The organism is Amycolatopsis lurida, assembly GCF_900105055.1.
In the GTDB taxonomy this organism is placed as follows: Bacteria; Actinomycetota; Actinomycetes; order Mycobacteriales; family Pseudonocardiaceae; genus Amycolatopsis; species Amycolatopsis lurida.
The window spans coordinates 5,984,548-6,006,662 of sequence record NZ_FNTA01000004.1 but is presented as its reverse complement, the minus strand read 5'-3'; the positions used below and the strand labels follow the sequence as shown (position 1 = coordinate 6,006,662).

The 22,115-nt window shown below is 65.7% G+C and carries 21 protein-coding genes; 2 read left to right on the top strand and 19 right to left on the bottom strand.

Going from position 1 to position 22,115, the window contains the following annotated elements; all coding sequences use genetic code 11:
* The first annotated feature begins 6 nt into the window (after nt 1-6).
* The gene (locus tag BLW75_RS33995) at nt 7-414 is read left to right on the top strand and encodes a hypothetical protein (protein WP_091598849.1); all 408 of its coding nucleotides are present in this window, start codon (nt 7-9) and stop codon (nt 412-414) included.
* Between the two features lie 10 nt (nt 415-424).
* Here BLW75_RS33995 and BLW75_RS33990 read toward each other — a convergent pair whose 3' ends face one another.
* The 12 genes from BLW75_RS33990 to BLW75_RS33935 all read right to left on the bottom strand — a co-directional run bounded on the left by BLW75_RS33990 (nt 425) and on the right by BLW75_RS33935 (nt 13,068).
* Nucleotides 425-667, bottom strand: a complete 243-nt coding sequence (locus BLW75_RS33990) for a hypothetical protein (protein ID WP_034315647.1) — start codon at nt 665-667, stop codon at nt 425-427.
* A 79-nt stretch (nt 668-746) separates the two neighbouring features.
* A complete protein-coding gene (locus BLW75_RS33985) occupies nt 747-1,382 on the bottom strand; it encodes a prepilin peptidase (RefSeq protein WP_158005390.1) in 636 nt (211 codons plus the stop codon).
* A gap of 74 nt (nt 1,383-1,456) precedes the next feature.
* Nucleotides 1,457-1,798: a hypothetical protein gene (locus BLW75_RS33980; RefSeq protein ID WP_091598843.1), complete on the bottom strand. Its 342-nt coding sequence runs from the start codon at nt 1,796-1,798 to the stop codon at nt 1,457-1,459.
* A gap of 44 nt (nt 1,799-1,842) precedes the next feature.
* Nucleotides 1,843-2,286 carry a hypothetical protein gene (locus tag BLW75_RS33975; RefSeq protein ID WP_241783771.1) on the bottom strand — a complete coding sequence of 148 codons (444 nt, stop codon included), beginning with the start codon at nt 2,284-2,286 and terminating at the stop codon, nt 1,843-1,845.
* A 14-nt stretch (nt 2,287-2,300) separates the two neighbouring features.
* Nucleotides 2,301-4,292, bottom strand: a complete 1,992-nt coding sequence (locus BLW75_RS33970) for a hypothetical protein (RefSeq protein WP_034315648.1) — start codon at nt 4,290-4,292, stop codon at nt 2,301-2,303.
* The gene (locus BLW75_RS33965) at nt 4,292-6,718 is read right to left on the bottom strand and encodes a hypothetical protein (protein ID WP_034315650.1); all 2,427 of its coding nucleotides are present in this window, start codon (nt 6,716-6,718) and stop codon (nt 4,292-4,294) included. Before BLW75_RS33965 ends, BLW75_RS33970 begins: the two co-directional genes overlap by 1 nt.
* Nucleotides 6,719-6,728: 10 nt before the next feature.
* A complete protein-coding gene (locus BLW75_RS33960; protein ID WP_143055382.1) occupies nt 6,729-7,055 on the bottom strand; it encodes a hypothetical protein in 327 nt (108 codons plus the stop codon).
* Nucleotides 7,052-7,918 carry a DUF4417 domain-containing protein gene (locus BLW75_RS33955; RefSeq protein WP_241783773.1) on the bottom strand — a complete coding sequence of 289 codons (867 nt, stop codon included), beginning with the start codon at nt 7,916-7,918 and terminating at the stop codon, nt 7,052-7,054. Before BLW75_RS33955 ends, BLW75_RS33960 begins: the two co-directional genes overlap by 4 nt.
* A gap of 244 nt (nt 7,919-8,162) precedes the next feature.
* Entirely contained in the window at nt 8,163-9,269 is a 1,107-nt protein-coding gene (locus tag BLW75_RS33950) for a ParB/RepB/Spo0J family partition protein (protein ID WP_034315653.1), read from the bottom strand.
* Nucleotides 9,266-10,150, bottom strand: coding sequence for a replication-relaxation family protein (locus BLW75_RS33945; RefSeq protein WP_034315655.1), 885 nt, complete (start codon nt 10,148-10,150; stop codon nt 9,266-9,268). Before BLW75_RS33945 ends, BLW75_RS33950 begins: the two co-directional genes overlap by 4 nt.
* 3 nt (nt 10,151-10,153) lie before the next feature.
* Nucleotides 10,154-12,286, bottom strand: a complete 2,133-nt coding sequence (locus BLW75_RS33940) for a type IV secretory system conjugative DNA transfer family protein (RefSeq protein WP_241783777.1) — start codon at nt 12,284-12,286, stop codon at nt 10,154-10,156.
* A gap of 71 nt (nt 12,287-12,357) precedes the next feature.
* Nucleotides 12,358-13,068 (bottom strand): hypothetical protein, encoded by a 711-nt coding sequence (locus tag BLW75_RS33935; protein WP_241783779.1) that lies wholly within the window; start codon nt 13,066-13,068, stop codon nt 12,358-12,360.
* 19 nt (nt 13,069-13,087) lie between these two features.
* On the opposite strand from BLW75_RS33935, the gene BLW75_RS44240 reads away from it, so the two are divergent.
* The gene (locus BLW75_RS44240) at nt 13,088-14,311 is read left to right on the top strand and encodes a DUF4238 domain-containing protein (protein ID WP_091598840.1); all 1,224 of its coding nucleotides are present in this window, start codon (nt 13,088-13,090) and stop codon (nt 14,309-14,311) included.
* Between the two features lie 52 nt (nt 14,312-14,363).
* Here the strand turns inward: BLW75_RS44240 and BLW75_RS33925 are convergent, their stop codons facing one another.
* The 7 genes from BLW75_RS33925 to BLW75_RS42465 form a co-directional block, all read right to left on the bottom strand.
* Nucleotides 14,364-15,512: a C40 family peptidase gene (locus tag BLW75_RS33925; protein WP_091598837.1), complete on the bottom strand. Its 1,149-nt coding sequence runs from the start codon at nt 15,510-15,512 to the stop codon at nt 14,364-14,366.
* Nucleotides 15,509-17,533 carry a hypothetical protein gene (locus tag BLW75_RS33920; protein ID WP_034315656.1) on the bottom strand — a complete coding sequence of 675 codons (2,025 nt, stop codon included), beginning with the start codon at nt 17,531-17,533 and terminating at the stop codon, nt 15,509-15,511. Before BLW75_RS33920 ends, BLW75_RS33925 begins: the two co-directional genes overlap by 4 nt.
* A gap of 61 nt (nt 17,534-17,594) precedes the next feature.
* Nucleotides 17,595-20,159, bottom strand: coding sequence for an ATP-binding protein (locus BLW75_RS33915; protein ID WP_034315659.1), 2,565 nt, complete (start codon nt 20,157-20,159; stop codon nt 17,595-17,597).
* Nucleotides 20,159-20,566, bottom strand: coding sequence for a hypothetical protein (locus tag BLW75_RS33910; RefSeq protein ID WP_034315662.1), 408 nt, complete (start codon nt 20,564-20,566; stop codon nt 20,159-20,161). The genes BLW75_RS33915 and BLW75_RS33910 overlap by 1 nt, the downstream gene beginning before the upstream one ends.
* Nucleotides 20,567-20,634: 68 nt before the next feature.
* Nucleotides 20,635-20,880: a hypothetical protein gene (locus BLW75_RS33905; protein WP_034315664.1), complete on the bottom strand. Its 246-nt coding sequence runs from the start codon at nt 20,878-20,880 to the stop codon at nt 20,635-20,637.
* Nucleotides 20,881-20,888: 8 nt separating this feature from the next.
* Nucleotides 20,889-21,827, bottom strand: coding sequence for a conjugal transfer protein (locus tag BLW75_RS33900; protein ID WP_034315887.1), 939 nt, complete (start codon nt 21,825-21,827; stop codon nt 20,889-20,891).
* Nucleotides 21,827-22,072, bottom strand: a complete 246-nt coding sequence (locus BLW75_RS42465) for a hypothetical protein (protein WP_143055381.1) — start codon at nt 22,070-22,072, stop codon at nt 21,827-21,829. Before BLW75_RS42465 ends, BLW75_RS33900 begins: the two co-directional genes overlap by 1 nt.
* Nucleotides 22,073-22,115 lie beyond the last annotated feature (43 nt).

Below are 22,115 nucleotides of genomic sequence, written 5' to 3'. Positions count from 1 at the left end.
AATCAAATGATCGCAGTCAAACGAACGAATCCGACCGAGGACGTCATGTCGGCGGCCCATCACTGTCTCGCGGCCGAGAACTTCTTCGCTCGTGCCAAAGAGCTTTACGACGAGATCGCAGACGTCCCGGGGAAACGGAACGGCTTCCACCGTCGCCTGGCCAAAAAGCTGGAGCGGTCGTACAGGACCTATCTGGAGTGGGCGCGCTTTCACCTCCAGATGGCAGAGGCCATCACGCAGGGCAGCAATCTCGTGCTGACATACAACCGTGCCTCGTCCACTTTGGACCCGCGGCTTCTCGGAACGGACGTGGCCCACGAGGTCGTTTGCTGGGACGGGTTCATCGGCGGACAGCCGCGCGACGGTCGGGAACGATGGCTCACGAAGCCGGGCGCGGCTGACGCCGAATACTGAACCGATCAGCTCATAGCAGGTCTTCGTAACCGAGGTCTGCGGCGACGTCCTCAACGAAGTCCTCACCTGGGACGCCTGGATGTTCGTTCTCCACGTCCCAGGCCGCGTCGCCGACGGCGTCGCCACCTTCCTCCAGTGCATCGACGACCATCTCGACCAGCCCACGAGCCCGGTCGTCATCGAGGTCGAACCGCTGGGCCGCGTTCGATGCGGCTTGTTCGAGATCCTGGTCGTACCACGGAGGTTCGTACATCGGTGGGCTCCTTTGCTGGTGTCTTGAGCCCTCAGAACATGGCGTTCCGACCGTGCGTTCGATTCACGCGGACGTTCGTTCAGCCGCTCAGCGCGGCCACCGTCACGCTCAGCATCGTGGCGGCCAGCATCGGCGACGCGAGCGGCACACGACCGTCACGAAGGCTCCAACGCTTTACAAGTAGGCCGAGCCCGGCGACCAGGGCGGCCAGCAGGTAGGAGCCGACGATCCCGGTCAGGAGCCACTTCCACCCCAGCCAGCCAAGCAGCATCCCCAGGCTGGGTGCCAACTTGACATCGCCGGGTCCTGGATCGCCGGTGAGGAGGAACGACACCAGCAGCACGCCGCCCCAAACCACGGCGCCGACGACCGCCATGGTCAACGACGGCGCCGAATCCGTGATCAGTGCCGTGGTGGCCAGCGTGATGGCCATCCCTAGGGCCAGGGGCGCGGTGAGCCGGTCCGGTACCCGGTGTTCGACGACGTCGACGGCGGCGGCCGGCACGCCGAGCATCGCGAGGAGGGCACCTGCGGCGATCAAGCTGGGCGGCCACACCGCGGCGGCCGCCCCGACGAGAGCGGCTGCGACCACGATCGCAATGTAGTGCGGACGCTTCGGCGCTGCCTTGAGAGTGGCGCGGAACAGCAGCGCAGACACCGCAGCCAACCCGCCGCCGAGGACGAACCCGACAACGATGTGCAGGTCGATGCTCATCGAGGCCGGCGCCCTCAGGTGGTCCATCCGGTCATCGTCACACGAGCTCGAAGGCTGGTCGGCCGTATCGGCCTTCACGTCGCTCGACCGTGTGACGTCTTGTCCCGTAGGCCGAACCGGATCTCGGCGCCGTACCAAGAACCGGCTTCGTTCGACCGTGCCCGGCGGTAGTGCCACCCTGGATGATTCGATGCCGCGAGCCCACGGCGGCACTCGCAGGTGGTCACGCACCACCAGCCGGGCCGCACACGCAATCCTGCTTGCCCCACGGGCGGGAAGTGACCGGCGAGCGCCCCTGTCGCCTTCGTGATGATCTCGCCGAGCGACGAACCACGGACAAGCAGCTGACCGCGCGCCTCGTGGTGCTCGGCGACCCATTCGACGTCGCTCAGCCGAGGCTCTGAAGTCGTACTCATACCCGAGACAAGCCCTGGTGATGAACGCCTTGATGCGCTGAAGCTCAGTCGTGTTCGAGCGCTTCGAGCCCCTCGCGCTCGTCGTCCGCGATCGTGGTCGTCCAGGTGTCGAAATCCTGCAGGACCAGAAGCCGGCCGGACCGCGCCGGTTGCACAGTCGCGGTCGAGCCGCCGATGAGTTCGAGGTGGAGGCGCTGGCCATCGCGCCGGGCCGCGGCCACGTGGAGCGCCCGACGCCGGACGATCGCTGGATCGAAGACGGGCAGCCGCGTTCCCGGGTCTTGGAAGGCCGCGCTCAACGGCCGGATCCAAAAGAGAGCGGGTTCATCCGTGTCCCGGCGGACGTGCCTGGCCAGTGCGACGCGTTGGCCGCCGTCGATGACGAGTTCGGCGCCAGGCAGCAGGTCGTTAGCCCGCTTCTGCGCGCGGCCGGTGACCAGGTCCTCAAGGATGTGCTCGGCCTCGTCGAGGTCGATCTCACGATTCACGGGTCATCTCTCCTTCATGCCTTCAGAACGTCGTCGATCGGCTTGCCGGCGATATGCGTGATGCCTTTGGCCGTGAACATGGCGTGGATCTCGTCGCGCTGCGTCTTGCTGTCGCAGAGGATTCTTGACGGTCCTTCGCCGCCCAGCAGGTCGATCCCGTCTCCGAACATGACCTCGTTGGCGGGACTTGTGAAGTGAGCGATCTTGAACGGATCTCGCGTGGACGACGCGTACTGGCCGGTCTTGGAGGGATTGACGGCTCCGTAGGTGTCCGCGTTCGCGCCGTAGTAGTCCGCGCGGTGCATCAGCCGCTCAGGCTGGTCCCACACCAGCTTCGGGCCATCATGTGACGGTGGCTTGCCCAGCACGCGCAGAAAGACGGAACTCGCTCCCCCAGTGAGTTTGTCCTGGTCTTCGCTCATGCCGACGCCGCGGCTTACTCCCATCAACGTCCGGCGCTCGGTCGAGGCGAGCACACCGTTCGCCAGCATCGCTTTCAGCCCCGTCGACGACGTGGCGTGGACCAGGGCCTTCCCCTCGAACGCGGCCGTCAGCTTCGCCATCGAGTTGCCGACATCGAACCGGTTCCACGTGAGCCAGCCGCCAGACCGCCGGGGAGCAGGGTCGTAGCCCGCCGTGGCAGCAAGTGCGTCGCCGGTCTGGTGCCCAGTCACTTTCGCTACGGCTTCGCGCAGAACCTTCACCTTCGCCGGCAATGCCTGCGTGTGCGCGTCCAGCTGGATGTCTTTGGCGAACCGGGCGAGCTGAGCGTCGTCCAGGCCGACAGCGAGGTGTGCACGCTCATGGAAGAGTTCCTGACGCGTCATCTCCTCGAGCTGATCGCCGGTCGCGATGGCCGCCTGCACCTCGGTCTTGCCTCCCAGGTTCTGTGCCTTGACGTTCGCGGCGAGGTAGCCGTACTCACCTTCGGCGTGGGTCATGGGGCGGTTTGCCAGGTTGAGCTGCCCGAGGCGTTTGACCACGTCCGGGCCATGCCCCTCACCTGCGGGCGCGATGATTTCGAGCCTGCCGCGCAAAGAGAACTCCGTCGTCTTCGGTGAGTTGACGCTGTAGGGCCGGTAAACGGCCTGGAAACCATCGCCGAGGTTGATCATGTACTCCTTGCCTTCGACCTTCTCCCACCGTGCCTTGCCGTTCCAGCTGGCCTGGCCGGTCTCGGAGTCCAGGGTCGGCTTGATCCGGGTCGCGTCTCGCAGGAGGCCGGCGACTCGGTGGTCGCCAGTGTCGCTCGCGAGCACGGGCATCGTCACGGTGACGGTCGCGACGCCTTGGTGCAGGTATGGGTTGACGTGTCCGACGTTCTTCGCGGCGGCGGCCGCTGCCTCGACGTCGGTCAGCTTCGCCGCGTAGTGCGCGAGCATCGCCGAGTCCGCCGGTCCCGGACTGTCACCGACATCATCGGCTGCGGCAGACATCGCCGCCTTCCCGTCACTGATCTTCTGCTCGGTTGTCGACGGAAGGCTCCCGACGGAGAGATCTCCCGCTTTGAGGTGGTGGTTCACGCTCTTCGCAGCAGCGATGATCTTGTCCGCGAGTTCGTGCTGTTCGTCGACGGGAAGCCGGCCGTGGACGACCTGCTCAACCTGGACAGGCGCCGACTCCTTGGTGACGTGGATGGCGTCGAGCAGCTTCTCCTCTGCCTCCTCGCTGACCAGTGCGTGCAGAACAGTGCGTGGGCCTTCGGCGCTGGCGTAGCTCACCAGCGTGGCACTCGATGCGTGCAGATCGGTCCCACCCACCAGAATCGGCTCACCGAACGGTTTACCGACGTCCGGCGTATCTGGGATGGGCGTCAGCGGCTGAGCGCCAGGTTCCTTGGCGCTGTCCATTTCGCCCGCTGCCTGCGCATCAACGGAGACCTCCTCGTCAGGCAGAGCAGCTGGTTCCTCCTTAGGCGGCGCAGCTTCGACTGGCCCCGGCTCGGCTGCCGGGGCCGAGGGGGTGATCGAGTAGCTCGCGTGAGCCGTCTTGGAGTTGGTCCCCATCAGGCCTTCCCCGCGTGCTGAAGGGCCGCGGCGTTCTCCAGCTTCAACTCACCGACGAAGAACTCGGCGAAGTCCTTGCGCAGGCTCTTCTTGCGCTCGACTGCGTAGTCGAGGAACGCCTCAGCGACCTGTTTCGTGGTCACCGAGGCTTCGGCGATGCCATGGTGCTTGGCCGCCCTCGCACGTATCGCCGGAACCCACTTCATCTCCTTCTGCGCGGCCCCCGCGTACGCCGCCGATCTCAGCAGTCCGCGCCACTCCGCGTCTGGGACCGACTCGAGGTGTTTGATCACCGAGTGTGCGGCCGCAGGGTTTACTCGGACCCCTTTGGCGAGCTTGCCCTCCTTGAAGGCGTCGTAAGCCCGGTGATAGACGGCCGTCGTGTTGTTCGGCCTGAACGACATCGACAGCTTGTCCTGACCGTAGAACTTGAACGACTGTCCGTGATCGATCGGGACGAGACCACCCTCGCCGGTCCGGAGGACGTTGCCGGAGTGCGGATCGTGGTTTCCCAGAGCCCAGCTTGCGACGTGTAAGCGGACGATGTCGTCGACGTCGGTTTGGGACCAGGTGGAAGGGTTGTCGGACATTTCGGTTGCGCCGACGAGCATCGGCTGCACGGAAGCAGGCTTTCCGTTGATCTTGGTCGCAAATACGGGGACCACGGGAAGACCTGCACGGTGAAGCGCTCGCGAAGTAGCGGCCTCGGCCGCGATGACCGCGCCGCCCCGTGGAGTCGCTTCTCTTTTCGCGAGCCAGGGTTTGCCGTCTGGCCCGGTGTGCAGCGTCTTCGGATGTGTCCCGCCGAGGTGTGCTGGCTTACCCGCCCCGAAATCCCAAGCCGCGACAGCGGACGGATCGACCGATTTCGGCAAGGCCGCGAGCGCTGCTTTGGTCTGCTTCAGGGCTGAGAGCATCTCGGCGTGTTGGCGACCGAACGCACTCCTCGGCGCCGCCAAGATCGGCGCCTTCGTTGACTTCCCTGTCTTGGGCGGCAACGACTTCGTGCTGTTCTTGAGTGCGAGTTTCTCTTGCAGGCTGTGTTTCAGCGACGCGACCGACGCGCTGGAGCCATAGGTTTGATGTACGAGGAGCTTCTTGCAGAACGACTTCGTCGCAGCCGCGGCTTGATCGCTCGTGAGCAGGCCGGCGGAGACGACGAATGTCCGCAGATCCTGCAGCTCTTGCTGGTCAGCCCATGGCGCCATCTCGGTTTGTGCGACTTGGAGTGTCTCGTTATGCGCGAGTGTTGGGTCAACGGGCTTCCAACCACCCATGTCCATGTAGGTGAGACCTGCTTGATGCGCGTGGTCCAAGAATTTCGTCATCGCCGCGGCGCCGCCCGGGTCGGAGAGGCTGGGCAGGCCGCCCGGCCCGAGCATGTTCTGCAGGTCGGCGATATGTGCTTCGAACGTCGACTTCGCAGCCGCACGTTCGACCGCGAGTTGCTGGAGGTCGAGCCGTTCCTGTTTCTCCGTAGACGCGCGTAGCAGCTTCAGAACCTGGTGGGCGTTGAGCACCTTGACCTGGAATGGCGCGATCTGGTCGTGGTCCTTCGCGGCTTGTACCGCCGTGGACACTTCATGTGGAGAGATGTCGACGAGCACTTGGTCGACTTGATGTTTCGCCGCTGAACGTATCGTCGCCAAGTCTTCGAGCGCTGGGTTGTGCGCCGTGGCCAGCTGATTTTCCGCGGCGATCAGATTCGAGACGAGGTCGGGATCGGCCCACGAGCCGTTGGTCTTGGCGGCCTCGACGGTGCCGATGGCGGAGTTGAGCTTTTCCTGCGCTGCCTGAACTTCGGCAGCGGTCGGCGTCCAGGACACGAAGCCCGGAGGCACGCTGTGGTTCGGTGTCGAGACCAGACTCATGTCCAGTTGCTGCCACTGATCGAGGGTCTTGCCGCTGACGGTTTCACCCGAGCACAAAGCCGCGAACCTGTTGACCGCGACGCTCTGGATCGTCTGTTTCGTGACCGCATCGTCCGGATAGGACGGATCGAGCCAGTGCACCAAGGGGTTGCCGTTGGTTTCGGACAAACCCACCAGCGCTGGGTACTTGAATCCGTGTGCGGCGGCGAGTTCCTTGAGCTCGTCATGGGTCAGATCGTTCAGGAACAGCTCGCACTGGGTGTGCAGGGCGTCCTCGAACTCGGTTGGATCGCCGCTGAGTTTCGCTATCTCCGCTTGCGCCTCGTGGACCGCCTCCACGAACATCGCGTACCGTTCTTCGATGTCATCGGGCAGGTCGAGCGTCGTTGGCTCGAAGGGGTTCTCAGGATCGATTCCGTCGAGCACGAAACCTTCGACGACTGACAAGGCGATTTCAGCATCGGTCCACTTCGGACCGTCATCGAGCGACGCGTCCTCCGAAGCCGAAGGGCCGACAGCGTAGGCCACGTGCTTGGTTTTGGAATTCGTTCCCATGGAGACTCGATCAGCCGGTGTGACCGAGCAGGTCGTCGAGCTGGTACTGAACAGCGGCACCGAGATCGGGTGCCGACGGAACAAGGTCGACCCGGGCGGCGGGTGCGGTGAGCGAGTGTTCCCAGATCTCAATGTGTGCAGGAAGTTCATCTACTGGGGTAGAAGCGATGCGTTCGCGCCACGTGAGGCAACGCTGATACTCCCGCGGGACCCATTCGATGTGCCGGTCGATCCCGCCGTCGTCTCCCTGATCGATACCGAGCACCGCGACGACGGTCGTGGCGGCACCGTACTCGGTCGACCAGCCGAGCAGGATCCAAAGTGTCCGCTGCATCAATTGCCTCCTTCGGGCAAGAGCGAAGCCAGGTAGCGCACCGAGCTGGCAAAGGCGTCCGGGACGCGGGCTTGCAGGTCCTTGCGCCCTTCGGAAGTCATCACGGCTCCGTGAAGCGCGTACTGCGCCGGGTTCTGGCTGATGAGAATCAGCCTGGTGCCGAACAGTTCGACGGCGGTGGCGATGCGGTCTCGGCGGGACAGTCCGGTGATGATGACCGGGAGGCCGGCCGGGATGTTTTCCGCGAGCCAGCTGAGACCGGGCAACGCCCAGCTTTCCCAGTTCTTGTTCTCGCGCACGGTCTGGAGGTTGATCGCGATGGCGGGTGGCGCGGTGTCAACGATCCACGCGGCGTACCGCTGGAGGTCTTCGAGCCGAAACCAGTAGAGGTTCGGGACGGCCGGCATCCCGGCCCGGCCAAATTCCTCCGCGAGCAGCAGCGACCTACGCATGTTGATCAGATGTTCGGCGCGCGGCCAGTTGCCGTAGATCGAGTAGTTGGGAGTCAGGACGAGGTCGAACTTGAGCGTCGCCAGCCGATCGAGCAACCGATCGCGGTGCCGCGCCGTCCAGAACGCTTCGACCAGCGGGTCCTCTCCGTAACCCGATAGGACAGTCAGCGTTGTGGCCGGGAGACTTAGTGCTTCGGCGGCCGTCGCTGCTTGCTCCCACCGCGGGTAGATGGCGTGCGTCTGCGGAGAGAACACGCGACGAAGACCGACGGCGTAGGCGGGCCAGCCCAACGCCGCGTCGAGGTCGCCGGCGCCGGATCCGTCGACCTGCGGGATGAAGGAGGGCAAGCCTTCGGGCAAGCGGCTGCGGAGGACGACGTCGTCGAATTCGAGGGTTTCTCCGATATCGGCCATCCACGCCTTGATGTCTGTTCGGGAACCGCATCGGATCGGACAGCTTGAGCATGCGGTTGCCGTCTGCACGGTCTCTGCGCGTGCGCAACCGCAGTAGCTGCAGTCCGAGTTGCATCCGGAGCACACCGGTGCGATCACCGCACCCGGCTCTGCGTCGGCTCCCGCGTACCAGGGGCAGCGCCTGCAGTCGCACCGCGCGGCCGGCGTTGCGTCGGTGGGCAGGCCGAGGAATACGGACAAGGGCTCACTCCGTTCCGTTGAGCTGAGCGGTCAGAAGTCGGAGCGACGCCAGATCGTGCGCGGAGAGCCGAGCACCGCGAGCCAGCGCGGCGGTGAGGTGACGAAGGCTGGCGAGGGTGTTGTCGACAAGTCGTTGATTCACCAACGGGACGGGATCAGCGGTCGCTGGCGAGTCGGCGCGGAGCTTGTCAGCACGCGCACTGTCCGCTTGTTCATGCAGTTGCTCGGCTTCGGCAATGGCTTCGTCCGGAGTGACCGCCGGGTCGGCCGCGGCGGTCAGGGCCGAGCTCAACAGCCGCGTCCGGTTGGTCTTCTTCACCGCGGCCCAGATGTCCTGTGCGGCCTGCGCTCGCCCGCGGTTGAGCTCGATGAACCGGATGCGGGTGTTGAGGCTGATCTTGGCCTCGTCCATCTCTTCGGCGATCTCGCGGGGCATCTCGGCGAACGCGCGCACCAGCTCGCGCGCCTTCCGCGGGGTCAGCTGCAGGCCGAGGCGGGTCAAAACCTGAGACCATGGCGCCGCGCATTTCTTGTCTGCGCCGCGGATCCGCTCCATGGCGGAGAACCGGGCGATCGGATCATCGATCGCGTAGACGTCCGCGGGAACTTTGTAGCCGTGTGCGATCAGCTTGCCCAGCAGAACGGCGCAGCGATCGAGGACAAGCGCTGCCGCCAGCTCGCCGGGGCGCAGGTTCTCGCGCGCGAGGTTCTCGACCAGCTGCCAGATCCGGCGTTCCTCGTCCGACAACGGTCCCGGGCACACGACCGCTGGGAGCGCGGTGAAGTGTGGGTTTTCCGGCTTGTGGACGGCGCCCCAGCGGCAGGCCCTCAAGCGCCGCTCCCCCGCCGTCAGCCTCATGGCGGGGGCCTTGTCGTCGCCGGCGTCCATCTCCTCGACGAGGACCGGCTGAAGGACGCCGACGGTCGCGATAGAGGAGATCAGGTCAGCGAGTTCTTCTGGCGCGGTGCTGTCGCCGGGCGCTCGCCCCTGCAAGTCTGTGAAGGGGGCGCCTTCTCCTCGCAACGGGAGCAAGGTGAATCGGCGCTGACGCAACCGCGACGAAAACCCGAGCTGCTCGACGAGTTCAACCGGCGTTGGCTCCTCCGTCACGATTCACCGGCCTTTGGCCAGCAGAAAACGGATACCGGTGCGCCGCTCTCGGCGAGCAGCGGCAGCGCGATGTCCGCAGTCGGCCCGGGGTCTCGGAGCCTCCGCAAGGTCGTGCCCAGTGCGCACACGCGATCCTCGGCGAGCGCCAGGCCGTGCATCGCTTGTGCGTAGGCCCGCAGGTCCGCGAGCCGACGCTCGAGGACGTGTTCGGCGGCGCCAGACAGGACGATGAGAAGCCGCGGGAAGCGCGCGTACCGGCTTCTCCATGCGGGTTGCCCAGCCGAGTTCGGCTTTCCGGGGATGTAGTCGTGGTAGTGGACGTAGGAGCGGAGCTTCTGCGCCAGCCGGGCGACGGGCATGGTCGCGCGATCGAGCTCGATGAAAAACGTGCGCTGCGACCGCCGCCCGTCTTCATCGAGGACGTAGTCGAGGACCGCGTCCGCGATGACTACGCCCTGGTGCCGTCCACGGCCATCCCGAAATCGGTGCGCGACCTCCGGAGTCCAGGACAGCGGCCCGCATTCGTCCCCGCGCCGGCGGGCCTCCGCCGCAAAGGCGAGCCCGGTTTCGACGACGTCGAGCGCATGATCCTGCAGCAGTTCCACCGCGGCCTCCCGCGGGATCCGGTACGGGCGGGCATCCACTCGTCCGGACTCCTCGACCAGTGCCGCGCCGCTTTCGGTGACATGCCAAGTCCGGGAAGCGTGGTGCCGGTACAAGCCGTCGGCAAGGCCGTCCGCCTGTAGGGCAAGGAGCTTGTGCTGGACGGTGCGGATCGATGTCGCCGGGGCGATCATCCGCCCCATCTGCTCGGTGGAGACCATGCGATGCCAGTAGAGGACGACGAGCGCCTCGCGCTTGAACGGATCGAGTCGCGGCATCGATCACTCCACCGTCGACTCAGGTGCCGGCAGCTCGATGCCTGCGCCACTCCCGCGGGACGGAGGCCGCCCGCGCCGCGAACGAGGGGCCGGCTGGTTGCCGCGTAGGGCATCGAGGATCCGGTCATCGAGGTCCTCGAGTTCGTCGAGGACCTCCCCAATCGGCCTGCGGGTCAGGTTCCGGTCGAGGCACCGGTCAACGTCGTCGTTCCACTCGGGGTGGAAGTGCTCGGCGAATTCGTCGTCCACGTGGAGACCGCGGATCTTGAATGGCGTGGTGCGCTGGCCGCCGAGCGTCACGGTCACGACGTGATGGAACTGCTCAAGTTCGGTGATCGTCGCGGGCTGGACGAGACCGCCGTATTCGCGGGCCACCGTCCGGGCGCCGTCGATCGCAGCGGCGCTGGTCATCAGGAGCGACTGGTTCTGCAGCAGCGCCCTGCGGGTTTCGGGGGCGAGCCGGTCGGGCATCTGGTTCATCGCGTGCAGCGCGACGCGGTACTTCCGCAGCTGTTCCAGGATCGCGGCGAGGTATCCGCGCGACGCGCCGTCGACCGCGGCGAGCTCGTCGACGAAGGCGTCGCACCTGCGGCGCTGATCGACCGGGGTGTCCGCGCGCGAGCGGCCGGCGCGGAACAGGTCGTAGATCATGAACGAGGTGATCAGCTTGTTCGTCTCGCCGGTGCCGGTGGTGCAGACGAAGACGATCTTCCCCGCGTCCATCGCATACCGGACGTTGTAGGTCGTGATCGACGACCCGAGGAAGGCGGACAAGGTCGGGCTGGTGCGCAGCCGGTTGATGATGTTCGTGACGACCGTGGTCGCGTCCGGCGCCAGCTTCGTGAAGGAGTCCGTCCAATAGCGGCGGATGCTCGGCTTCAGGACGCGCAGGATCTCGTCGCGCCAGGCGTCGTCGTCGAGGAGCGTCGGAATCTGGAAGATCGTCGGCGCGCACTCCGGCGGCAGCCGCATCGCGAGATAGCAAAGCGCCTCGCACGCCTTGGTCAGGATCGACTTCGCCCGCGGCGCAGAGTCCCCCCAACCCAGCGCCGTGGCAAACGAGGTGACGACGGCGTCGACGCGGTCCTCGATGTCCTCTTCGGAGAAGCCCTGCATGCTGAGCGGGTTCCAGCCGGGCAGCCGCTTGTCGCGCCCGCGGACATCGAGGTTGACCTCCCACAGCCGATTCCGTAGCTCAGGGTCCGAGAGATACGGTTTCGCGCGCTTCCAACCGTCAGCGTGCGGGTCAAGGAACCAGACCCCGCCGCCGAGCCGGGCGATCTCGATCGCCTGCGCGAGCGCTTCCTCGGTCTTGCCGAAGCCGGCCTTCCCGAACCGCGCCGAGAACAGCAGCTCGCGGATCGGCACCCCGACGAGCCGGTCCTCGCCGTTGAGGTCGGTGACGTAGCCGAGCCGGACGAGGCCCATGCCTGGCTTGTACCGCGGGATCTCCCTGGGCGCCGGCATGACCCAGCCCCGGCTGCGGGCGATCACCGGTGACAGGCAACGTCCGGATGGCGGCTTCAACAGCGCCGCGATCTCGCTGGCCGTCACGTATGACCGGCTGCGTGGTTTGGCCAAGCCGATGTGGAACCGCCGGTCGAAGAACCTGCGGATCAGGATGGTGTCCGCGCCGAAATGCCAACCCAGCACGCGTGGCCCTCGAGCTCGCCAGTAGTTGTCGCCGCGGTAGACGTCGAAGGCGCCGATCACGCTGCGCAGATGGGCCTCGGCGCGGCCGGGGATCTCCGAACGGCACCGGATCAGCAGCTGGACCGCGAAGACCGGCTCGTCCGTGGCGAACTTGTTCGGTACCGGCGCGACCGCTCGCGTCGCAGGCCGGCGGGCCCCGCGCGCTGTCGGCACGAACTCGCCAGCGACGTCGACGAGCCCGTCCACCAACGCGCGCCCACCGGCTCCGCCATGCGTGGCCGCTCGGCGGGCGAGGTGACGGATTCTCGCTGGTGTCAGCGGGATGAGGTCCAGGAAGACATCAACCGTCTCGCCGAGATCCGGCCGGACGTCGCCTAGCGCGTTCGCCAACGCCTGCAGCGGATCGTCCGGACGCAGCGGCAGCGCCTTGAGCGCGAGGTGAGCCGGCCGCGCGAGAACCAGCTCGGCTCGAGCCGTATGCACCTGCGGTTGGGTTTCTTCTGCGACAGGAAACCTCTCCTCCGTCCGCCGTCCTAGGAGATCTCGCAAGGTATTCATCGCAAACCCCCGTCCACACGGAGGTCGCTTCTCCCTCGATCGTCGCCCCGGGTCACATCTCCCTCGACCTGGGAGGTGAGTTCTCCTTGATCAGCGGCCTTACGGCGGATCTCTACCTCCGGGTAGGTCAACTTGTTGATCACGCCAGTGATCGACTCTCGGCCTTCCACGCTCATGGTCAACTTGCCGAATGCCTCGTCCGTACTGAACCGCACGCGGACGCCGACCGTGGAGCGCGGCACCCAGCCGTGCACTGGGCGCACCCGGCCGAGCTGGTGCGCGAACGCGAGGACGCCCTGAAGGGACGGGTCGAACGTGGCGGTCGGGAGGAGGTCGTAACGGACTCTGGAGCGGAGGTGATGGGAACGGAAGTGTCGGTGGAGGACGACGACCGCGATCAAGATCGCGACCACAGCTGTGGTCACCCACCACAGCGCGGGCTCCTTGAGTACATGGTGGACATTGAGCGCCTTCGGCGCGCTGGTTCCCTGGATGGCCTGACGGCCATGGGGGAACAAGTCGGCGTTCCAAGAAGGGCATGCCCACATGGCCTGAACAGGGAAAACTCTGTCACCCTCGTGGTACGCCAGCGCCAGGTCGACCGCACTACCGACCGCAAGTTGCTCTCTCAGCATCATGCCTGAGGCATGCCTATACCAGCTGCGTTCGATGCACTGAGCCCCGTGGCCGACACCGGCCTCGCTCATTGAACGGCGAACCGCCGGGATGTGCGACACGCCTCCTGCCATAAACGACCACGAGAAAACGCAAGCCAACCCGCTTCGCACAGTTCGAAAATCATGGGTCATCTACTATCGTATTGCCGTGCCGATAAACCCGGATTTTTTCGACAGGGACGACTGGACACTCATGAGGCGTGTCCGAAATCCGTGGGGGCAGGTACCTATCACCAGAGGGGGTCAGTCCCTCCCCACTGGAGCGCGGGCATATATGGACAGGCTCCTGAGCTTGCAGTCTGCGGCAGACCCTACCAGTCAACGCCATCATTACGTTCCAAAAACCTACCTTAGACAATGGTCATTCGACGGTAAACGGGTGTGGACTCTGGACACCGTCACAGGCGCAGTCAAACCAATCAGTCTGTCAGATGTTTGTGTTAAAGAGAATTTCTACCGAGTCGCCGGAAAAGAGGGCGTTGCCCACAACCGCGTGGAGTTGCTCTTCGGGGCGGTGGACGTTGAGCTTCGACGGATACAAACTTTACTTAACCAAATCGAGGACCCGGATGCTCTAGTCTTTGATGATTTGATCTCCCTCAGCGTCACAATAGCCGCGCAGCACATGCGAACCACGCAGCAAAGACGACTACAGATGCAGTACGACGCTTGGTTCAACGCCCAAAATCCCCATAGTTTCAAGTCAATGAAGAACCCAGGCAACCCATATCTCGCAGCAGGGATACACACCGAACTTTTGTTCAAAACAATGCGGGGTGCCGCAGACGTACTCACTACGAAGCAGATAGAGATTTGGCAAGACAACCGAGGCCGTTTTACCACTTGCGACAGTCCTGTTCTAGTTCCTTTCAAGGGGAACGTACGCCCCAGCCTACACGACGCTCCATACATTATATGGCCAATCAGCCCGAACCGGGTGGTAGCGCTTGGAAACGAACTACTGGGTGAGAAGGTCGTCATACGGGAAGCAACCGGCAAGCTCGTCGGACTGACAAGGAGAGCTGTAGAGCAGGGCAGGGAAAGGATGATCTTCGCCAGTGACGAGCAAAAAGAACGATTGCCTCGAACAAAGCGGTTCAGGCGTCGCACTCAAACCCGAATTCGCTGTTCACATAGGACTCCACAAGGAGAGTATGTCGAACCGCCTGGCTGCTGCATTGAACTGTCATACGCCTTCGACGCGCGCCCTGACGTCGTCCTCTGCGACCAGGGCTTACACCGCCCCGCCCCGGACATGTGGTCTTATCTGTGAGAGAGCTAAAGTAACGGACACCTATAAGATGACGACAATTACACTGCGCCAACTAGCGCAGTAAGCGGCCAGCTCCGGCGTACTCGCCGAGTTCGACAGTGTCGAGTCGAACGTTAACGCCGGAGTACGGCGCATTGACCATCCTGTTGTTGCCGATGTAGATACCAACATGGTGAATGATACCTGGGCTATAAAAAATGAGGTCACCCGGCTGGAGCGCACCCAAGCCGGCTTCTTTTGGCACTCGCACACCAAGGCCGAACTGTGCTCTGCTGTTGTGCGGCAAGCTGATCCCGACCTTGGCATAGGCGTAGAGGACAAGGCCGCTACAGTCGAAGCCGGTCTTGTTGTAGTCGCCGTGCCGGTCTGCGACGCCACCGTCCCGGATCCCGCGGCTCGGCCCAGCGGCCGTTCCACCGCCCCAGGCGTACGGCACGCCGAGCTGCGACATCGCGGCGTCAATGACGATCTTAGCCGCCCCGGAAACGCTGACGGCAGGCCGGAGTTCAACCGCGTCATAGCGCTCGATGTTGGCGAGGACCTGGGTGACGTAGGTCTGGCTGGCGTTGTACCGCAAGAGCGCGGCGCGCAGTTGGACCTGGTCCTTCAGGTCCCGAGGCCCGGTTCCGCAGAGGTAGGCCGCCGCACCGAGAGCGGCGTCGAAGGCGTTATGCGGGTTGCGGGTGCCATCGTCGTTGCCGTCTTGTGCGACGCCGGCCCAGGTGGTCGTGAGGAACTGGAACGGGCCGACGGCGCGCGCGAAGGTGCCGTCGGAATTTCGGATGGGCGTGCGGTTGCCCCCGACGCCGCTGCCGTCGAGAGGTGGGCCGAGGATCGGTGGGCTGATGTCTCCGTTGGGTGCGACCGTGCGGCCGGAGGCGTGACGGGATTCGACTTCGGCGATGCCTGCGAGGATCGACCAGCGCATCCCGGCACAGGCGGGGCGGATGCCGGCGACGCGCTGGGACGCCTGTTGGTAGGCGGTGAGCATGACGTCCGGGATGCCGGGCACGTGCCCTGGCGCCGAGCTTGATCCACCTGTTCCCCCGGCGATGACGACGATGATCAGGACGGCGACGAGTGTGCAGGCGATGACCGGCCCGAACAGAAGAAGGAGCGCGAGGCAGCCCCATCGTTTCGGATGTTCGCGGACCTCGTTGCGGACATGCTCGGCGACTTGAAGTGCGAGTAGCGGGTTCATGACCGGTGCTCGTTCAACCGCGTACGCAAACGTTGCGACCACGTCGGCGTGATCGGCAGCATCCCAGGCGGCAGCGCAGTCGGTTCCGGGACTGGGCACTTGCCTCGCGGCCTACTCCCAGCAGGAGCGGGAGCCGCGAGGTCGGTGCCGGTGAAGTCGGGCGTGGCCGAGACCCTGGCGGGTGGCTGAGGCGCAACGGGTTGCTCGTTGGATGAGCGGTGGCTGCCGAGCACCGACGCCGCGGTGGTCGCGACATTCACCAGTGGGCTTGCGGCGGCGCCGATGTTTCCGGCGTAGGTGGAGGCGTAGGCCTTCACGGCGCCCGCCTTGCGCCCAAGTGTTGCCTTGGCCGCAGTGCCCCGTGCGGTGAGGGCGGTGCGGGCGCGGTTCGCGGCTGCAGGCCAGGACACCGGGGCGCCCAGGGTGAAGGAGACGGCCTTGCTGCTGGCCTTCCCGCCCAGCTTGCCCGCGGTCACCAGCCGGTTCTTCAGGTCGTTCGCCGGGGCGATGGCCTCAGTGAAGGCACCAGCGCCGGTCTTGATCGTCCGGCTGATCCGATGCGGCCCTGGCTCGACGACGGGCAAGGGCATGGATTTCGGGCCGCTCCGTGGCCTGCCGAGCCGCTGGACACCGGAGTTGACGCTGGACCGGATCCGCTGAATGTTCGTCATGAGCCGTTTGCGGAACAGGAAGCCGGAGAACACGACGATGTCGATGACGGCGAACTTGACCAGTTGCGGGCCGAGGTCGGCGAGCATGAGCGACCGCAGCAGCACTGTCATGACGGCGATGAAGAACATGCCCATCAGCAGCTTGGCGATGGTCCCGGCGATCGAGCCGATGCGGTAGGCCAGCTGGTGCTGCAGTGTCGGGATCAGGGCCGCGATCAGGGCCAGGCTGAGCAGGAGGCCTTCGAAGAGCAGGAAGTACGGGGCAAGGATCTGGATCGCGTTCAGGCAGATGGTGAGGATCGCGAACAGGATCATCGCGACGGCGTACTCCCACGCCCCGAGCATGCGGTCGCCGTCGGCGACCTCGTTGTACTTGCCGTACTCGCTGGGACAACCGGCGAGTTCGCGGGCCGGCGTGCTGTCTTTGCCGGACCAGGGGCCCTGGTCGAGGATCTGTTTGATCGAGTACTGGCAGGCGCCCGTGCCCTGCTTGCCAGAGACCGGTGCCCCGTAGTTGAGCGTCTCCCACGGCGCGATGAGCAGGTTGTCGATCAGGGCTTGCCCGATCGGCGCGGCAGGGTTGCCGGTGCCGCCGGGTTGCTTGCCCATGATCACGGCGCTGACGTCGGCGCCGAGGTCTCGGCTGAGACTGAGCACTCCCCCATCGCCGACGAGGAAGTCGACGGGATGGGTGATGACCGCGATGGCCAGGACGTTGATCGCGATCGTGGATACGGTCTCGCGCCAGGCTCGGGTGGTGAGGCCGCGCATGAACAGCAGGCCGAGGTAGCCGGTCGCGATCAAGAGGGCCAACTCGCGGAGCTTCAGCCCGCCGATGATCGTCGTCTGCCAGACTTTCTCGAGGTCCTGCGCGGGTGCCTTGATCCAGTCGACGACGCCGGCGGTCATGGACCATTCGGTGAACCAGACAGAGAAGCCGAGTGCGTACTTCCCGACGGCGAAGCCCATGTTCGCCAGCCAGAGCCAGATCGTCGGCATGGGGTTGCTGATCAGCGAGGGCAGGTTGGCGAAGAGGTCGTAGTTGCGCAGGTCGCGGCCGTAGCCGTCGTCGATGGTGAACATGCCCTTGAGGTGCGCGGCGTGCCCAGGGTCGTCCTGCAAGGGCAGGGTCGGCGCATCCGGATCGGGATGGTCCAAGTTCGGTGGATTCGGCTGTGGAGCGCGGGGATCGGGAACGACGAGGCACAGCGGGTACGGCTGGCACGGCCGCGGTTCGTTCGGTGGCAGCGGAACGACTTGAGCAGTGGCGGGCGCGGCGTTGCCGAGCAGCAGAACAAGCACGATGGTGGCGAACGCGAGAGGTTTCGCGGCACGCGCGTTGAGCGTCATGAACGTCTCCCGAGGTCGCGCCGGTGGTGTCCGAGACATGGCGTGTACCAGCGGGTTTGATTCAAGGCCGCCGGACGGTGGGCGTGGTGAGAACGGCTTGAGGCAGCGTCCGGTAGGGCTGGGTCAAGATCTTGACCTTGCCGACCCGTCCGGCGTGGTCGCGGACCAGGAACTCGCCGGCGCGCGCTCGGCGTTCTTCGTCGCCGCCTGCGGGGTTGAGCGGTGACAGATCTTTGGTGACGATCTCCTGGTAGCGAGTGTCACCGGGGTCGACGCCGAGCCACGCCAGCCCGTGTCGGGCGAGACCGCTGTCGCGGTGGCGGCCGAGCATCCGGACGGCAATCAGGCCGCGGAGGACTTCGTCACCGAGGTCGCTTTCGGAGTGCGAGCCGAAGGCGGCGTCGGCGCCGTGCTTGCGTCCATCGCGGACGAATTCCAAGGCGATCTGCTGGCCCTCGGGGGTGCCGGTGACGTTGTAGGCCTCATCGCAGATGAATTGGCCCCACCGCTCGGTTCCGAAGCAGATCTCCTTGGCGATCGCCGCGATCAGCAGGTGGAAGGCACGGCCGAAGAGCTTCCTTGGCGGGATGCGGGCGGCCATGCGCTCGTTGCTCATCTCGAGGGTGTTCGGGAGCGGGACTTCGTTGGTGCAGAAGACAACCATGTCCGCGGCGAGCACGTCGACGGGGGCGAGTTCGGGATCGAAGATCGGGCGGGTGATCGGATCGCGGCGAAGGCGCCGCAGTCGGTCGGCGAGGCCTCGAGACGCTGGGTCCGTGGTGCCGTGGTCGGTGAGGACGTCGATGAGGGCGTTGCTGGACGCGGTCGGCGAGCCGCTGACCTGGTCGAGGGCGCGGCCGAGCGCGTCGCGTTCGGCCGAGTTGGATTCCAGGTCCAGCCAGGAGGCGAAAAAGGTTTCGGCGATGCCGGTGCTGGACTTCGTCTCGCCGTGGAAGACCCGCAGTGGATCGCAGGAATGCCGGAGTTCGGTGTCCGCGGCGCGTTCGCTGTCGAGCGTGGGATCGATGATGTCGACCACTTGGCAGTTGCCCGGGAGCGCTTTCGCGACCGGTGCCCATTCGCGGCTCCGGGTGCGGTCGATGGCGATCACGCGGCCGTCGAGCATGAGCCGGACGACGGCGGCTAGGTTCTTCAATACAACCGATTTCCCGGAGCCGAGTTCGCCGATCACCGCGACGCCTCCGGACGAGTCGTGGGTGGGTCCGTAGGTCGGGTCGAACAGGAACGGCGTGATCGCGCCGCCATCTAGGACCATGCCGAACAAGGCGCCGCTCGGGTCGCCGAACTCGGCGGACGACATCGGGAGCAGCATCGCGCAGTCGCTGGCGAGGAGGTTCTGGCTGCATTCCCGCACGACGAGCGGCGTCCGGTAGCCGGGAAGCAGCGCCTGATAGAGCTGCTTCTGTCCACCGAGCGGCCTCTCCCACTTGTACTCGCCGCCCAAGAACATCTGCCGCAACGTCTTGGCCCGTGCGTCGCACTCGTCGGCGGTCTCACCCCACACGCAGGCGACGACGCCGACCTCGAGTTCGATTTCGGTGGTACTGGCGCCGAGGCGGGCGTTCTTGTGCTGGATCTCCTCCTGGGCAGAGTGAACGTCGGCCGGCACACCCGCGGTGTCTCCGCCGTGTTCGTCGTCCTGGCTCATCAGGTCGCGGGTACGGCGCCGGTTCGCCGCGCGAGCCTCGTCGTTCGTCTTCGCCGCAATGCGCAGCGCGTAGTCGACTCCAAAGCCGATATTCGCCAGTCGCGACAAGATCTCGTGCCCTGGGCAGGTGAAGGCGCGGGGCATCTCCGCGAGCACGAGATTGGCCTGGTAGCTCACGACGAGCCCGTCGTCATCCGGCGTGACGCACTTGAGGAACCGCTTGTTCAAGGCCCGCAGCGGGTTCCCGAAGCGCTTGCCTTCGTCGCTGCGACCGCCTTCGTCGAAGACGGTCCCGCGCAATGTGACCAGCCGAGCACGGCTTCGGCCTCGTGACAGGGTGGCGCCGGTGTTGTGCACGGTCGATGCGCGTTCGAGCTGGGGCTCACGAACGCCTCTGACCGGAGCGCGGCACAACCACCACAGAAGTTCGGCTTCGGTCGCGGGGCGAAGCGGGATCGCGCCGCCGAGTTCGTGCTCGATGACGCGCGCAAGTGCCTGTGCTTCAGCGACAGCTTGAGGTGATGCGGGGCGCGGCGGGAGACCGAGGCCCGCGTTGAGTGCCGCCCCAGCGGCTCGCAGCAGGGCGCGGCCTCCGTCGCGCCAGCCGGTGCCGGCGAGGGGTTTGGCGATCCAGTAGCTGCGGCCGAGCACGTCGAGGTCGTCGAGCTGGTCCCAGGCGTTGTGCACCGTTTCCGCCCAGTGCGGGTTCTCGTCGAGGTCGATACCGCCGAGGCAGCGCCGGATGATCGCGTGCGGCTGGACCTGTTCACACAGAGACGCGAGCATCACCTCGCCGCGTAGGGACTTCATGAACGTGACTGTGCAGTTGTACAGCTCGTGCAGCTGTTTTCCCGTAGAGCGCGCGCTTTCGCGGGGGTGTGCCCGCCACACCGCCCAGACCGACCCATCCGCGCAGAACACCAGGTTGCCGCTGATGTCCTGGATCTGGTTCTCCATCACCGGGCTCCGGCCAGCAGCCGCTGCAGTGACGACGTCGGCACGGCGCTATCCACAGGCAGTCGAGCCTTGTCCACAGCCACGTCCAGGCCGTGCAGGTAGAACCGCGGAGTGACCAGCGCCGGCCGCTCAGTCCGATAGGGCCGACCTGCCAGCATTCCCGAAGACGGCGCGAGCAGATGCGCTACGAGGCCGACCAGCCAGCTAGCGGGCGTCCGCGACTCGATTCGCGCGCGGCGAACGGCGATCGCGGACAGCGGCACGCCCCAGCGCGCCGGGCCCAGCCAGTCCAGGAGCGGCAGCTTCCACACGACCAGCAGCAGGACGAGGAAGACCACGCCTTGAGTGAGCGTGTACGGCCCACCAGGCAGGTATCCGCCGTCCCGGCCGGGCATCCGCCCGAACATCCGCGGAAACCTGCGCGACCTCGTATACGACCGTCCAATAAGGACATCACCGCGCGTGCGCTGCGCGGTCATTTCGTGAACCAGGCGCCGAACATGCCCGACACACCGTCCAGGTTGAGCAAGATGCCGAGGAAGATCGCGGCGATCACGCCGTACTTGATCGAGCGGGTGAAGTTGCCCCGTGTCCCGATCAGCAGACCGATGCCACCCACGACGGCCGCGAGCAGGATCAGACGGCGAACGGCCTGGTCTCCCCAGGCGAGGTTGGTGTCGATCCAGGTCTTGACGTCGGCTGCGAGCACGAAGGTCGACATCTCTTCTCCTATTCTCCAGCCGGAGGTGTTGCGGGCACTCCGGCGAGCAACGGAGCCGGGTCGATCCGGCTGACTTCCCAGCGACCTGCCCGTGCGACGAGGGTGAGGGCGTAGTCGATCGTGGTGACCTGCCCAAGGGCGTCATATCCCCAGGCTCGAGCGGTTGCGTGAACCTCGGTTCCGTCCAGCGGCCGGGCCGCCTGGCCGGGCTCGAACTGCTCGTGCGTACGCAGCTCCAGCAGCTGGACCTCGGCGTACAACGGCGGTGCGATCGCACCGATGTTCGTCCCCGGCGCGATGTAGCGGCTCAGCTCTCCTCGACCGGCCAGGTAGGCGACCAGAAAGCCGTGCACGGATTGACCGATCGGCCCGTTCAGCTCTGCGGACTCCGGGTAGTCGAGGTCGACCGCGGGGAGCGTGCGCGGGCACGCCACCGGCGCTGGAAGCGCCGCTGCGACATAGCCGCCGGCACTCCCGACAAGGCTGACCACGGCGCAGGCCAGTCTTGCTCGATGCCTTCCGTCGGACTGCTGGACCAAGACATTGGCCGCGACGAGCACCGACCACGCGCCCGGTCGCGGCGATACGACCGACAACGTGCTGGTATCGACTGGGATCTGCGTGCCGACCGCACGAGTCGACTTCATCCCTGCCGGGTAAAAAGCCTCCAGCCCAGCGGAATCGTCACGGTTGGCCGAGAGCCACGACCGTACGTACATCTCCGCCCAGCCCTGCGGCCCGCCAGCCGTGGCCTGCTGCTCCGGCCGCGGGGCATCAGAAGGCGCCGTCGGGCGCAGCACCACCAAGCCCACGATCACGGCCAGTGGGCTCGCGATGATTAGACACCACCCCAGCGCCCTGCCGACCCGCCGAGCCGCAGTGTGGACAACGGACTCCAGCTGAGCATCGGGGAGCGCTTGCACGATTCGGCTCTCGCGGCGCTTCATCACCGCGCCTCGATTCCCAACACTTGGTGCAGGCGTTTGCGCAGCTCCCGATCACCAGAACCGGCGAGCGCGTCGAGGGCATCACAAGCCGGGAATCCGACCTCGTCGAGGAACCGCCAGAGCTCGTCGTACAGCTGCCGATCGACCATCATCGACTCGAGCCGCCGCCCTAGGTCCCTCGCTCGAACACGAGCGTGGGCAATGAGCAGTTCACCGGGGGCGAGGTCGGCGCGGGGTCCGGTCACGGGAGCTCCCTGAGGTCTGCGGGCGGCGGTGCTCAAGACACGC

Bases quoted from the DNA above. Each gene is read 5' to 3' on its own strand.
- BLW75_RS33995 (WP_091598849.1), top strand. From the start codon at position 7: ATGATCGCAGTCAAACGAACGAATCCGACCGAGGACGTCATGTCGGCG.
- BLW75_RS33990 (WP_034315647.1), bottom strand. From the start codon at position 667: ATGTACGAACCTCCGTGGTACGACCAGGATCTCGAACAAGCCGCATCG.
- BLW75_RS33985 (WP_158005390.1), bottom strand. From the start codon at position 1,382: ATGAGCATCGACCTGCACATCGTTGTCGGGTTCGTCCTCGGCGGCGGG.
- BLW75_RS33980 (WP_091598843.1), bottom strand. From the start codon at position 1,798: ATGAGTACGACTTCAGAGCCTCGGCTGAGCGACGTCGAATGGGTCGCC.
- BLW75_RS33970 (WP_034315648.1), bottom strand. From the start codon at position 4,292: ATGGGGACCAACTCCAAGACGGCTCACGCGAGCTACTCGATCACCCCC.
- BLW75_RS33965 (WP_034315650.1), bottom strand. From the start codon at position 6,718: ATGGGAACGAATTCCAAAACCAAGCACGTGGCCTACGCTGTCGGCCCT.
- BLW75_RS33955 (WP_241783773.1), bottom strand. From the start codon at position 7,918: ATGGCCGATATCGGAGAAACCCTCGAATTCGACGACGTCGTCCTCCGC.
- BLW75_RS33945 (WP_034315655.1), bottom strand. From the start codon at position 10,150: ATGCCGCGACTCGATCCGTTCAAGCGCGAGGCGCTCGTCGTCCTCTAC.
- BLW75_RS33935 (WP_241783779.1), bottom strand. From the start codon at position 13,068: ATGAGCGAGGCCGGTGTCGGCCACGGGGCTCAGTGCATCGAACGCAGC.
- BLW75_RS44240 (WP_091598840.1), top strand. From the start codon at position 13,088: ATGTGCGACACGCCTCCTGCCATAAACGACCACGAGAAAACGCAAGCC.
- BLW75_RS33925 (WP_091598837.1), bottom strand. From the start codon at position 15,512: ATGAACCCGCTACTCGCACTTCAAGTCGCCGAGCATGTCCGCAACGAG.
- BLW75_RS33920 (WP_034315656.1), bottom strand. From the start codon at position 17,533: ATGACGCTCAACGCGCGTGCCGCGAAACCTCTCGCGTTCGCCACCATC.
- BLW75_RS33915 (WP_034315659.1), bottom strand. From the start codon at position 20,159: ATGGAGAACCAGATCCAGGACATCAGCGGCAACCTGGTGTTCTGCGCG.
- BLW75_RS33910 (WP_034315662.1), bottom strand. From the start codon at position 20,566: ATGTTCGGGCGGATGCCCGGCCGGGACGGCGGATACCTGCCTGGTGGG.
- BLW75_RS33905 (WP_034315664.1), bottom strand. From the start codon at position 20,880: ATGTCGACCTTCGTGCTCGCAGCCGACGTCAAGACCTGGATCGACACC.
- BLW75_RS33900 (WP_034315887.1), bottom strand. From the start codon at position 21,827: ATGAAGCGCCGCGAGAGCCGAATCGTGCAAGCGCTCCCCGATGCTCAG.